Here is a 13188-nt window from a genome sequence, read left to right on the forward strand (position 1 = left end):
TGTAAATGTTTGAATTGTCAGCCCGGATCCAATCTGTCGGTGTAGTCCATCATGGGGGGCTACGGAAACGCGGCGGTCTAACTTATTCATTACAAATCACTTTTTCGCGGCTGTCGGTGTATTCGAGGCCGGACCGACAATCAAACTCAAGGCGTCCCCGTGGATTGGAACTCATTGAATTTTAGAGAACTCCGAGTATCCACTGCAGCGACTTCGGTGGGAAGTCGAGGAGTAAATCTCATCGTAGCTGGTACAGAATTGGCACAACACACTCGTGTACCAACTCGCCTCCGCAAGCGATGGACCAGCGGCGCGGTTTTCTCTTAGGAACGCATTCCACTGCCGCCGCTTCAACAGACTACCTGCAAATTCTGATGTCAGACCTATCGGCCAAGTTTGGCACGATCGTGTTCCGTCGCTCCATATTGCAACCAAGGTTGCACACGCTGATTTCGGCCGGGTCACTGAAGCCGATGCAACAGGTCGTCCCCGATCAGTGCGACTCCTGCGGCTTGCCGGTGGTGGCGATTTCCACGTCTCTCGCCACCTCATCGCGGATCAGTGCCCAATGGAACAAATTGTCGTCGTTCGGCACGAAAAAGTTGTGGTTGTAGTGCGTGAGCTTCATATCGCGACACAAGGGCCGTGTGATCGCCACGACTTCGTCCCAGTACCTGAGTGCATTGCGCAGATGGTCGATAGCCTACTCTCGAGCCAAATTGCAAGAAGGCGGATACGTCCGCTATCTCCATTTTCGTCTGATTGAATCGAAGGAAGCGTAGTGGTCAGCAACGCACCCGTTGCATCATGCAACGTGATCGACAGTGGCAGATCGTTCCAGTCCTCGCAATGAAGCTGCACGCACATCGTCGTTCGGCTCGAAGCAAAACGAGTGCCCTCTGCACGGATCGACTCCGCCAGTGCGGCAACTCTATCCTTCGCTCGATCGCTGCCGCATGGCCTTCGACCGCTGGGTCGAGCAGGCTCCCTACCTAGCTCAATGCGGGATGGTCGCGAACCCCATGCCGAACGCCTCGCCGCGCTGCCCGGGCCGTAACAGCACGCAGCGGTGGAGTTGCTGCGCGGCGCGATGTTCGGACACAACCTCATCGCGTACCGCGACGATCGATCCAGCGCAAACCAACGCATTGACCTCGTCCATTGACTTCGTCGACCACGCTGGCGCACGTTCGTTCCTATCATCGTGCCATGGACAGCGTGTGTTCGAGAACGTGTGCCTCCGGGGAGCGTGGCCGTGTTGATCAACCGCGCGCATTCGTTCACTGATCTCGTGCTCACCGTGGATGCCTTCGAGAACCGGCTGCTCGATGCCATCGATGGCAAGCGAACGCTGGCTCAGATTCTGGCTGTGGGCACTGGCGATCGCGACGAACTCAAGTGGAGGACCGATCGATGAGTAACACGCGCGATACCGCTCCACACCGCACGATTCTGCCGCTTCCAGAGCCACAGCATCCGCCCATCACCGAAATCGATGCACGCAAAGCCAAGGCGCCGGCGCGCTTTGAGTTGAAACCACCGAAAGACGCGGGCGCACCTAACGTTGTCTTCATCTTGATTGACAACATGGGATTCGGCGACCCCGGCTGCTTCGGCGGACCGATTGACATGCCGGCCTTCGGTCGCCTCGCCAGAGGCGGCTTGCGCTATAACAACATGCACACCGCGCCTGTCTGCTCGCCGACGCGGGTGGCACTACTCACCGGCCGCAATTCGCACAGCGCGAACATGGGTGGCGTGGCCGAGATGGGTACTGCGTTTCCAGGGATGAACTGCGTACGTCCCAACGCCATCACACCACTGGCCGAAGTACTGCGACTCAACGGCTACGGCACCGCCATGTTCGGCAAATCCCACGAACTGCCGCCGTGGGAATTGAGTGTCTCCGGGCCGATGGACCGTTGGCCGGCGCACTCTGGGTTCGACAAATTCTACGGGTTTCTTCAGGGCGAGTCCGACCTCTACTCTCCGGCGCTGTACGATGGCGTGACCCGGATCCCGACTCCTCGCACTCCAGATTACCACGTCAGCACGGATATCACTGACCAGGCCATTCGCTGGGTTCGCACCCAGCAGTCGCTCACGCCGGACAAGCCATTCTTCATCTATTACGCGGCAGCGGGCACGCACGATCCGCATCATGTGCCCAAACAATGGATCGACAAATACAAGGGCAAGTTCGACCAGGGTTGGGACAAGCTGCGCGAGGAAACACTGGCTCGGCAGATCAAGTTGGGCACAGTACCGCCGAATACCAGGCTCGCGCCTATGCCCGAAGTCGTGAAACCGTGGAACTCCTTCAAGCCGGAGGAGCAGCGAGTCCTGGCACGGGAGATGGAAGTTTATGCCGGTATGGCCGAGCACACCGACTACGAGATCGGTCGATTGGTGCAGGCCATTGAGGACCTCGGCGAACTCGACAACACACTGATCGTCTGGATCGCCGGCGACAACGGCGGGTCGCCCTTCGGTGGTCCGATCGGGTCGTTCAATCAGTTGGCCTCGTTCAACGGCGTGCCGGAGACGATGGAGAATCTCCTCAGGCACATCGATGATCTCGGCGGACCGCACGCGAGCGGGCACTATGCCATGCCATGGGGCCAGGCGAGCTGTACACCTATGGTCGGCGGGCAGGGTCACGCGACTTTCTCCTCGACGCGCAACGCCACCGTGATCCACTGGCCCAAGGGGATCAAGGCGCAAGGTGAGCTTCGCTCCCAGTTTCAGCATGTCATCGACCTAGCCCCGACGGTGTTGGAGGCGGCAGGATTGCCGGAGCCGACGGTGGTAAACGGCATCGCTCAGCGACCCATCGAAGGTCGCAGCCTGCTCAACACGTTTGATGATGCCAAGGCGAAATCGCGCCATGCCATTCAATATTTCGAGTACGGCGGCAACCGCGCGATCTACCAGGATGGTTGGTATGCGACGACGCTACACAAGGCATTCTGGGAAGCGGCGCCCCGGGCAGCTTTCGAAAATGACACCTGGGAGCTGTACAACGCCGAAGAAGATTTCAGCCTGACAAACGATCTCGCCGCCAAGCATCCGGAAAAGCTTGAGGCTCTCAAAGCGCTCTTCCTGACAGAAGCGGTGAAATACCAAGTCCTGCCGCTCGACGATCGTGTTCTCGAACGCTTCAATGCCGCCGTCGCCGGGCGGCCTGACCTCATGGGCCCGCGAACCTCATTGACTCTCTATGAAGGAATGATCGGGCTGTCGGAAAATGCATTCATCAATATGAAGAACCGTTCGTACACCATTACTGCTGAGCTCGATATTCCTAAAGGCGGCGCCGAGGGCGTGATCATCGCACACGGCGGACACACCGGTGGATGGAGTCTGTATGTGAAAAAGGGCCACGCGAAATTCGTGTACAACTGGTTCGGTCGTGAGATCTATGAAGTGGCCGCTCCCACGCCGTTGCCGACCGGCCCAGTCACGCTGCGTTGGGAGTTCATCTACGACGGTGGGAAAAAGCCCGGGGCTGGCGGCCGGGGCGACATGTTCATCGATGGCGAACAGGTGACCTCGGGCCGTATCGATCGCACTATCCCGTTTTTCACCGGCACCGAGCCTGCGGACGTCGGCATGGACGACCTGACGCCCGTGACGCGCGACTATGTTGCCTACGACAACAAATTCACCGGTACCATCCGCAAGATCGTAATCGGCGTGGGGCCGGTGGACGAAGCCTTCGATCCGCCCCTCGAATGGAATGGCGTCGGATGACACAGGTGCCCGATACGACGAAGAGCCAACGCGATAGTCGGACGTGATGATTGCTCATAGTCGTGCTCGGCTCACGCCGGCCCCAGTGCCGTTCGCGATTGCCGTCGATGCCAGGCGAGATACGGCACAGCTACGATAGCGCCAAGGAGCACATAGAGGAGGATGATGGCGCCGAAGCGCTCCTTCGGAAAATTCGCAGCTGCGATTGACAGAGCAATTGCAGGATGACGGCAGGCTGTTGACAACGCGAGCACCACAGAGTGATTGCGATCGGGCCGGCCGAGCGCATGGCCGACAGCGAGTCCGACAGCCAGAAAAATGAACATGGCGATGAGGACCCCGCCGTGTCCAATGAGCGCGAGCATCGCGGGCGCCGCAGCGACCAGCAGTACGACCACCGCCACGGGTAATAACACTTTCGCGATCAGTGCGATCGGCCGGTCGATTCGGGTAACCAGTCCGGGGATGAATGCGCGCACCGACATGCCGGCAGCCAGTGGCAGCAGCGTTGAAATCAGAACCACGCGCACCACAGTCCCTGCCGCCAGCTCCAATGGCCGTCCGGCAACGCTCTGCAGGATCATGATTTCGAGCGGTGTCACTACAATCGCCAGCAGCGCAAGGATCGCCATCAGCCCGAGCGCGTAGTGTTCGTCACCGCCCGCTTTGCTTTCCTTTCGTGGCAACAACGGCGGCACGGGAGAGACGGCGAGTGCGATCAAGGTTCTCTCCACCGTCCGTTCGAAGTCGAACAGCACTGCGAGCAGAACGGCGACGATTGGCATCACCACGAACACAGCCAGGAGCGAGCGCACCAGCAGACTGGGGCGGCGAATGAGATACGACAGATCTTGTGTCGTCGTCTTGAGGCCGAAGCCAAAGACCATGCAGAACACGCTCACCTGCAAGGCGATTACGACGAACTGCTTCAGGTCCATGGCGCGTGTTGCTCCCGAAACGTCACCAGCGGAAAGTGACTCCCACGGCCGGTCCGTTGAGGCTCAAGTCTGCGATGGGCGCGCCTGATTTGAGCTCGTAATCGAGATACCGCCACGCCACAGTCACATCGCCCCAGCCGAACGCGTAGCCAAGCCCCAGCGATGCCTGCCAGGTCGTGTCCGAGTCGCCCGTGCCGACATCGAGGTAATAGGGAATCACCCACTTGTGCTCCTGACCGAACGCCCCCTGCCCGGCCATCTCGAGATGGTCCAGGATTGTGTCGATGTCGACGTTGATCGGCACGCCACCCGGCGCATTCCCCCGTCGTCTCTGATTGAACCTGCTCATCACAATCGATCCACCTGTCCGCGATCAACAAGACTTCACTCCCGTTCCAACCATTCGTCATGATGTTGGCGATTGCTCCAGGCGTTCCAGCTCCTCGGCAAGAATCGGGACGCCGAGATTGCTTGCCTCGATACCCTGAGCGACACAGATCTTGAGTACTTCCATGATCTCCTCAATCGTCGCGCCGAGACTGAGCGCCAACCGGATGTGCCGGCGCGTGCCGGGCGCGTACATGTGAGTGATCGAGGCATCAACCGCAATGCTCAGGAGTTCCGCCAGCTTCGGCGAGAGGATACCGCTCGCGTAAACCGGGCGGCTCGCGGCAATGAAGGCTTCCGTCCATTCCGGGTCAATCTCAAAGAACGCGTCCCATGCTGTATTCCATTGGCCTGCCACTTTCATCCCGTCGCACACCGGTGTCGCCGCCGCCTCTTTGGATCGTGGCTTCACGCCAGCTGGCTTTGCTTCTTCCAACAGAATGGGTGCGCCCAAGCTGCACGTGTGTATCGATAGAAGAGACGCCATCTTGAGGATCATCAGGATCTCTTCGCGCGTGGCACCAGCTTCAAGTGCGGCGCGAATGTGGCGGCGGGTTCCGCCAGCGCTCAGGTTCGTACAAGCAGCATTCACCGCGATGCTGATCAGCTCAACGTGTTTACACGGCAGTATGCCGCCGGTCCACGGATCGTCGGACATCTCGAGGCATTGACCGGTCCCGATCGGGTCCCATTCGCGAAGCCGCGTTAGCGCAGCGCTGTCCCACGGACCCGTTGAAATGCCTCCTATTGACCGCTCGATGGCAGACGGTGCTTCTGCGTTGTCGGGTACTGTCATCTCCGATGGCTTATTGGTGGTTAGTGTGCGCATGGCCCTGCCCCTCTTTGGTGCTGATTCCATCGCCACGAGCACCTCGCTGCCTTCGACCCTTACCGCAAACTTCTTCACGCTCAAGCCGCCGCCGGGCACGGCGCCGGTGGCGACATCGATGCGCAGTCCGTGCTCCGGACACTTCACGATGCATCCATTCAAAATGCCGTTTCCCAGCAGGCCGCCCTGATGCGGGCAAACTCCGTCCAGTGCGTGAAACGCACCGTCAACATTGAAGACGGCGATATACCGCTCATTTATGACAGCGGTCATGCACCGGCCCGGCGACAACTCTTCAACCGTTGTTACCTTCTTGAACTCGGTCATGTCTGTCTCTGTCACTTGATCCACTGATGCGAGCGTAGTGTGCCGCTCACGGCCGTTTGTGCGGAGGCGCTGACCTACTCCACAGCAACCATGTGACCGTCCGAACCAACCATCCGCTTGCTCGGAAGTTTTCCGTCGGTCACATGCACATGGAACCCCGCGTTGCCGTCCTCGCGGTTGGGCGGTAGCCCGAGGTTGCTGAGCGTTTCCTCCGTGGTCTTGTAAGTCACGCCGATCTTCAGCATGGCGCGCGTTTGCGCGGCCGTGGCGATCGGACGACCGATGAGCTCGGCCATCTTGACCTGTTTTTCGATCATCTGAAGCGTGCTGAAGCGCTCTCCCTTCTTCGGGCCCCAGAGGTTGTCCTCAATGCCGGCACGGGTGTGCTGCCCGAGCGCGATCATCATCATGGAAACCGGATAGGTATGACGGAACGTGCTCTGGTAGGTGAAATTGGAACCCTGCGGCGTGCGCCGGACCAACTCCATCATGTCGAACGGATTCACCCCGCACGCACCGCCAACACCCATGCTGAAGAAGCCGTTCACCGGCCCCTTGTAGTACCCCCTGCGGATCAGCCGCTCCACGAGTTCCAATGCGTGGATGTGCGCGAGCGCGAAGTACGGCTGGATGCCATGCTGAACGCAGCGCTTGATGTTCTCGAGATAGAACTCAGGCGTCGCGTCCGCCACCAGGTTGGACATGGCCGCGGCCATCGCCGGATTGGTATAGCGTGTCCCAGCCCAGGCGTCGTCCAGGCGGTTGATCGCTGTGTGATCGTACAGCGTGGTGCCACAGGAGACGGTGATCTGGTCCGGCTTGGGTTCGATCTCGCACAGCTTGTGACGTGCGTCGTAGCTCCCGAACTCTGCCTTTTCTCCCGGCTCTGGTGCAAACGATATGGACCCGCCGATCTGCAGGATCATCTTAGGCACGGCCTCGCGCAGGCGTGCGATCTGTTCGCTGTACTCCTTGAAGTTCTTGGAGATGTGGCCGGTCTTGGGGTCGCAGACGTGGATGTGCAGGATCGTGGCCCCGGCGTTAAAACAATCCACCGCGGCCTGGGTCTGCTCCTCCCAAGTGACAGGGAGTTTGTTTTCCGGTGTGCAATCCTCCGGCATCCACACGGGGCCATAGGGTGCTCCGGTGATCATTAACGGCGGCATGTTCTCGGGAAGCAGTGAGTCGTCGGTGTAGTACATGATTCGTACCTTCGATCTGATTTAGTCGCGGGGTCTTCTGGTTCGACCTCCGCCACTGGTGATTGCTCTTGAGTGGGCACGCTCGGCGCCAAAATCCGTGATTTACGATTCGACTCCACGCCATGAGTCGCTTGAGGAAGTGATTCGAATAGAAGTGGATTCGGAGCCCGCTAACACGTGTGCCGGGGTGACGCATGGCGATGAATTCGCTCAGGTGTGAGCGTCGACAATAGGAACTTGCGTTTCTACCGATGAACCTTGAGAGCGCACATCAAGGCGTGCGATACGCAGCGCGGGCAACCCCCAGCGCACCTTCCGCTCGACGCCGTGAACCGATGGCAATGCGATCAGCGTGTCAGGCCCGCGAGTAATGGTGCCAGTGTGTGTGTTGCGAGATGTCGCAGTCGGTCGCGCGCCGAATCGAAAGGCCTCGGCTTGTGGACGTCAAATTGTTGTACAGCGCGAGACGTGCGCCAGGCTCGGCGCTGCGATAGAAGCACCCGTAATAATTCAGCCATCCTCTCAATGTGGCGCTGTAGTCCGCCGCCAACTCGTGCAGAGGGACGGAGGTTTGTCTTGGGATATGCCACTCGCGAATGCTCTGATGCATTCGCTGCACGCCCTGAATGACAAGGGATAGATGGTTTCTTCGTCGCCGAACAACCCGGCGTGGCTCAGAAGTAACGTCGCCAGTCGAATGCGATTCGCACGCCGATCGAGTACACGCTATCCAGGTCTGCGCCCGGTGCGCCAGGTGGGAAGACAGTCTGCCCCTTGTTGGGAATGTCCACGGCGCCGAAGAGTTTCACGACCAGCGCTGAGCTCTGGGTCGTATCGAATGAGCGATAGGGTCGATACTCGAGGATGGGAAATTCGAGATACGTCGATTTGAACTCGACCACCCTCGGCCCTGAACCCGGCGGCTCGCCCGGCGCCAGCAGCGATAGATCCTCTGACCCGAGGCCGTAGAAGGTCACGCCGACTTCGCGCCCGAGCACGAACTGAAATCGGCCGAAGCGAGTTGCCCAACCGAGCTGCCATGGGATCAGTCCACCATTGACCGAGGTGACCGCCATCCCCTGATAAGTCTTGGGCGATACGAGATACAACGGCGACAGGAGCAGCAGGTCGCCGGGGATCAGATAGAACGGCATGCGTATTCGGGCCGTAAAGCCCGTGCGTGCCGGAATCGCTGCCGTCAGGCTACCGCCTTCCTGTGCCGGTGCGGTCTCGGTGAATTCATTGGTGGAGGGCGTATCGCCGCTATAGCCCACTGAAAAATAGATCAGTCCGTCTCCCGATTCACCAATCACGCCGTCGAGTCCATACCCGACTCGCAGCGACAAGTCCGCCCCGCCAACGAAGCCGCTGCCATCTTCCAACCCTGTGAAACCACCATCCACAGCACGCACGTTGAACGCGCCAGCGACGCCGAGGAAGGGCCCCAGCTCTGCCCGAAAACGCGGCATTGCCCCAAGTCCTTCACCCAAACTTGGCACTGGAGTCAGCATCAGAACCTCCACGCCCAACTGCAAAGCCTCGGGTGTTGGCTCTCGTCCTTGCGACATTGGCTCGAGCTGGGTGTTCTCGCACACATCGAATGTCTCGGGTTCGTTCGGAGCCGTCGGTGTGTACGGAAGATTGGTCGTTCGCTGACGGCCAGCTGCCGTGTCGAGTACCTGCTCTAGACTCAGGCGCACTGCCTCGGCCGCTCGCATCGCATCCTCGGGTCGCATGTGCGCATCGCCCATTAACACGGCCGTGGTCGCGCCTGCCTGCCAGGTACGAACTTCCAATCCGCTCTCGTTGTAGTGGTCGTGAGTGCCCCTGCGTTGTGACACGTCGCCCCAAGTTCCGGCCACGTGTCCCGCTGCAAAGACGTCTTGCAAGAAATGAAGCGCAAACGCTTCATCAGCGAGTGTGGCGCGCGCGAGCGTGGAACGCTCGTCAGGGGACAGGTTCTCCTGCGCCAACCTCGTTGCCTTCTGCAAAGCGCTCAGGTGGAACCGCCCCCACACACCTACCGCACTGATCTCGGATCCGGACCTGAGCGTCGTGTCGATGTATTCCTGTGCCGTGAAGTCCACTCGGGGGCGGGCGAGCAAAAAGTGGGCATTGTTGCTGCCCGCGCGTATCGCATACTCGGAGTCGGCTCGCTGTATACGCATGTCGGCAATGCGCAGCGCATTGCTGCGATCGGCCCTGATCGCTTCACTTTCCAGCTGCTGCCGCAGTTCGCTGATGAGCCGGCCGCTCTCCTGCTGGGGTGTCACAGGCAACGTTTTCGAGATCTGCATCAGATCGACTTTGAGTCGTGCCGCGACTTCGGCAACGGCGAGGATCCATTTCGAGCTGATCACGGTGTCGAGTAACTGCTGGCTCGAACAAGAATGGTCGCCACCGATGGCGGACATCGCGGCCCAGTCGATGCACTCGGGCGTCACCCCCTGCGCAGTGTCGGCGCCCTGCTCGCACAGGCGCTTCTCATGACCGGTGCGCGCCTCGGCCCAGAGCTGGTCGAACAGTGCTTTGCGTTCCGGGTCGAGGCTTTCGATGCTGAGCACGGCGATGTCACGGTGCTCGGGGTAGACCCATGCGAATGACGGATGAGTAGCGCACGTCAGTCCCAAGGCAACCAGTATGCGGCTGATCGCCATTAGTGGCCCCGCCCGCTGATCGAGAGATCTTCCTCCACGAATCGCAGCAAAGCCTCGACCAGGGCTTCACGCGGATAAGCATTTTCGGTGACGAACACGGCGCCGATCGTCGCATGCGTCCTTGCGATCGGCACAGCAAGCGCCCAATGATCGGCGTTGACGTACGCCATCAAATGACTGCCGGGGATAACCTGGTCGTAGAAGATGAGCTGGCCATCGTTGCGCGCGTCGACGCGGGCAAGCTTGCGATAGCTCGATTTCATCACCGACGAAATGCGTTCCGGCTGCGGGAATGTGACCAACGAGTAGTAACGGACGCCTGTCGGCAATGGATTCGCGGCAAGCCAGGCACTGCGCGTGGCTGGCCGCAGGCTCGCCACCGCCGTGCCCTCGCCAGCCTCGCATTTGGCGCCGGGGAAGTAACGCAACACGTTTGCTTGATATTCCTTCGCGTCGTTGGCGAGCGGCGAGCCGCCAACCGCCCCTGCCGCGCTCACTACGGCGGCGATGCGACTGTGGATCTCTGGATACGTGACCAGCGCGTCGAGGATGTCTGGTGCTCCTTTCGAGTAGCCGATCAACACCAGACGCGCCGGACCTGACTCGGCCGGCATCGCGAGCAGCGCATCCCGGATCTGGCGCGCGTTGTTCGCCGTGCTGGATAAAGCGCCGACCTTGATCAGCACCAGGTCGTAGCCATAACGCCGCAAATGCTCCGCGACGCTTCCTATCGGTTCCAGCCATTCCTCGATGCAATCGAATCCGAGGCCGAGCACGACGGCTGCAACGAGCCGCCGGTTCGAACGGCCCAGTTCGACCGGTTGTGCAGTCCCGACTGGCTCCTCCCCCACCCGCGTCAATGCTTGCTCGCAGGGGCGATAGTCCGGTAAGCCGTGTCTGGCTTCGAGCACGGCACAGTAGATTTCGCGAAAGCGTCCGCGCTGATCGATGACGCCAGCTTGAGTAGCAGGCACGAGCACGAGTGGCGGGGAGTTCGTCGAATAAGGGACGAGCGGCTTTCCGCAAGCCGCGACTACCAGACACACTGCGATCGTGATTTTTTTCATCTTCCTCACGGATCGTTGCTGTCCTGGTCTGCCGGGAATGCAGTGCTGACTTTATGTTTGCTTGTCGGGTGCCGCCAGTGGCTGCACATCCTCGTTCGGGTCGAGCGTCAGGTGATACGCCACCCAGTACTTGAGAATATTGAGCATATAGTCGACGGTTTCCGCGATATAGGCATCGACGAGGGAAATCGGCACGACACCGGCGTGTGTGAGCTCGAGGACTTCCTCGTCTTCGAGATGTTCGCCGGCAATCTTGATCCGCACCGGCGGCTTACCGCGCACCTTCCACCGGTTGTTGAGCGCCGTGAGACTCTCATAGTAGCTGCTCGATCGACGGCGGCCAGCCAGATCCTCCACCGGGCCCAGCGCAGGCGCGTTCGCTCCCGTTACGACGATCTCGTTCATCGTGAGGTCGTATGAAATGAAGTCGACTTGCGTCTCGCGTGATGCGGTGACGGTGAGGCCCGCAATTTCGACGTCGCCATAACCTTTCACGATATCCGGGATGAATCGGTCCCGCGAGGATGGCAGAAACAACGCGTGGACCCGGGCATTGGTCGATTTTCCCGGCCTGAGCGTGTTGACTAACTCGGTCATGCACTCGTATGCGAGCCCGCGCGGCTGCGGGCCGTCGTAGAAGAACAAGGTTCGGTTGTTTGGTACGAGCACGCGGATGAGCCGCCGCTCACGCATTTCCGACAAGTCGCCCTTCCAGGACACCTTGGCTGGCGAGCGGTGCTCGAAGACCGCCTCGATCTCGCGCGGCATGGTGGGTCGCGGCTCGGCGGGCTGCGCAACAGCTGAATGCACGCAGTATGTTGCTACCACGGCAGCCAGGTAGGATTTGAGAGGACACATGGCGGCGCACACCGCGGACTGCAACCGATGCCCCAGCAACCTAGCATTCGACCCGTCGGCGCTGCATGCGGGCTAGGTGCACTAGGAACCGGCAATTGCGCGCGTTGTGTCCAGCGGGCACCGTACATCGAGGATATGAACGTACCTGTGGCCCATTGTGATGCACATAGCAACGCGAGTCGCCGCTGGTTGTCAACGCACCTCGCGCAACCGCCGAAGGTTCGGCGACGCGCTCGGAGCCGCCTGGCGACATTGCCCAAGTAGCGAGAGGCAACAGAGCCGAACGCAGGATATATTGGCAAGAGTGGTTGGCGACCGATCAGCCCGAACATCGCTCCACACTAGATGTAGCGATACGGCGGCTGCATGCGGATCCAGAGACACCGCCGCCGCCTGGTGCGCACCAGCAGAACGCCGCGCTCAAACAGTTCATCAACACTTCCATGAAACAGTGAACGGGGTGTTGTCATCAGGCAGCAGATTGTAGCTCGTCCAGCGGCGATGTAATCAGTAGGCACATGCATCGCCACGGCAAGATGAGATCAGCAGAGGCACCGATGCCAGCGCGTCGATCTGGACGTCCGTATGGCTCGCCGGACACGTGTCAGGCTCGTCGAGCACGAGGCCCTTCGTTACCTTGAGACTGAGGAGCGCCGCTGCGAGCGGAAATGACCGGACTGCGAGTGCCCCATCAATTCCCCCACCCTTCAGCTGACTCGCAAGGTCGGAGATCACCTTGATCGTCGGCGTCGGCAGCCCGCGATTCATATCGACTATCCGAGCCGCAGGCACTCCTCGCCAGCGCGCGTGACCAAACCGAGTGCGAGGAGTCAGTGATCAAAAATGCTCCGGGCTTCAAAACGAGCCCTGTTGGAAGGCGAATTGCGATCGTTGCAACGGGAGTTCCCACTATTGAAGATCAAGACCGTCGCCGCTCTGTCGACCCTCGCCGCCGGTGCGCCGATTGAGGCGCAGGAGCGTCCCTCTGTGGCTCCCAAGAACATGCAGGCGATCGCGCCCGCACTCGCTGACTATGCTGACAACGTTTTGCTCGGGGATGTATGGGTTTAGATCGCGCCAGGAGTCAACATTGGCATGGCGCCACTACGATCCAGCACCATGACACATGCGGCCGTCTCGGAGCCGCTCGAAGGTGAAGTCGTCCGCTGG

Annotated in this window: 14 protein-coding genes; 3 read left to right on the top strand and 11 right to left on the bottom strand. The window is 60.2% G+C overall.

What is annotated here, in order from left to right; all coding sequences use genetic code 11:
* Window positions 1–493 precede the first annotated feature (493 nt).
* Both GYH35_RS00600 and GYH35_RS00605 read right to left on the bottom strand, forming a co-directional pair.
* Complete coding sequence (locus GYH35_RS00600; protein WP_161827375.1) at window positions 494–658, bottom strand: hypothetical protein; 165 nt, start codon at window positions 656–658, stop codon at window positions 494–496.
* A 339-nt stretch (window positions 659–997) separates the two neighbouring features.
* A complete protein-coding gene (locus GYH35_RS00605) occupies window positions 998–1162 on the bottom strand; it encodes a hypothetical protein (RefSeq protein WP_161827376.1) in 165 nt (54 codons plus the stop codon).
* A 93-nt stretch (window positions 1163–1255) separates the two neighbouring features.
* Between GYH35_RS00605 and GYH35_RS00610 the strand changes: the two genes are divergently transcribed.
* Window positions 1256–1417 (top strand): hypothetical protein, encoded by a 162-nt coding sequence (locus tag GYH35_RS00610; protein WP_161827377.1) that lies wholly within the window; start codon window positions 1256–1258, stop codon window positions 1415–1417.
* Window positions 1414–3753, top strand: a complete 2340-nt coding sequence (locus GYH35_RS00615) for an arylsulfatase (protein WP_161827378.1) — start codon at window positions 1414–1416, stop codon at window positions 3751–3753. Before GYH35_RS00610 ends, GYH35_RS00615 begins: the two co-directional genes overlap by 4 nt.
* Window positions 3754–3824: 71 nt before the next feature.
* On the opposite strand, the gene GYH35_RS00620 is transcribed toward GYH35_RS00615, so the two are convergent.
* The 9 genes from GYH35_RS00620 to GYH35_RS00660 form a co-directional block, all read right to left on the bottom strand.
* On the bottom strand, window positions 3825–4691 hold the full coding sequence (locus GYH35_RS00620; RefSeq protein ID WP_161827379.1) for a bile acid:sodium symporter family protein: 867 nt from the start codon (window positions 4689–4691) through the stop codon (window positions 3825–3827).
* 22 nt (window positions 4692–4713) lie between these two features.
* Window positions 4714–5040 (bottom strand): hypothetical protein, encoded by a 327-nt coding sequence (locus tag GYH35_RS00625; protein ID WP_161827380.1) that lies wholly within the window; start codon window positions 5038–5040, stop codon window positions 4714–4716.
* Window positions 5041–5097: 57 nt separating this feature from the next.
* Window positions 5098–6234: a carboxymuconolactone decarboxylase family protein gene (locus GYH35_RS00630; RefSeq protein ID WP_161827381.1), complete on the bottom strand. Its 1137-nt coding sequence runs from the start codon at window positions 6232–6234 to the stop codon at window positions 5098–5100.
* Window positions 6235–6308: 74 nt separating this feature from the next.
* Window positions 6309–7436, bottom strand: a complete 1128-nt coding sequence (locus GYH35_RS00635; RefSeq protein ID WP_161827382.1) for a BKACE family enzyme — start codon at window positions 7434–7436, stop codon at window positions 6309–6311.
* A gap of 355 nt (window positions 7437–7791) precedes the next feature.
* On the bottom strand, window positions 7792–8046 hold the full coding sequence (locus GYH35_RS35320; RefSeq protein ID WP_161827383.1) for a group II intron maturase-specific domain-containing protein: 255 nt from the start codon (window positions 8044–8046) through the stop codon (window positions 7792–7794).
* A gap of 64 nt (window positions 8047–8110) precedes the next feature.
* On the bottom strand, window positions 8111–10093 hold the full coding sequence (locus tag GYH35_RS00645) for a hypothetical protein (protein WP_161827384.1): 1983 nt from the start codon (window positions 10091–10093) through the stop codon (window positions 8111–8113).
* A complete protein-coding gene (locus GYH35_RS34490; protein ID WP_202624005.1) occupies window positions 10093–11160 on the bottom strand; it encodes a lipase family protein in 1068 nt (355 codons plus the stop codon). Before GYH35_RS34490 ends, GYH35_RS00645 begins: the two co-directional genes overlap by 1 nt.
* A gap of 51 nt (window positions 11161–11211) precedes the next feature.
* On the bottom strand, window positions 11212–11970 hold the full coding sequence (locus GYH35_RS00655; protein WP_161827385.1) for a transglycosylase SLT domain-containing protein: 759 nt from the start codon (window positions 11968–11970) through the stop codon (window positions 11212–11214).
* 555 nt (window positions 11971–12525) lie between these two features.
* Window positions 12526–12786: an alpha/beta hydrolase family protein gene (locus GYH35_RS00660; protein ID WP_161827386.1), complete on the bottom strand. Its 261-nt coding sequence runs from the start codon at window positions 12784–12786 to the stop codon at window positions 12526–12528.
* A gap of 144 nt (window positions 12787–12930) precedes the next feature.
* On the opposite strand from GYH35_RS00660, the gene GYH35_RS34495 reads away from it, so the two are divergent.
* On the top strand, window positions 12931–13089 hold the full coding sequence (locus GYH35_RS34495; protein ID WP_202624006.1) for a hypothetical protein: 159 nt from the start codon (window positions 12931–12933) through the stop codon (window positions 13087–13089).
* The last annotated feature ends 99 nt before the right edge of the window (window positions 13090–13188 follow it).

The sequence above is a fragment of the Steroidobacter agaridevorans genome, assembly GCF_009932555.1.
GTDB lineage: Bacteria > Pseudomonadota > Gammaproteobacteria > Steroidobacterales > Steroidobacteraceae > Steroidobacter > Steroidobacter agaridevorans.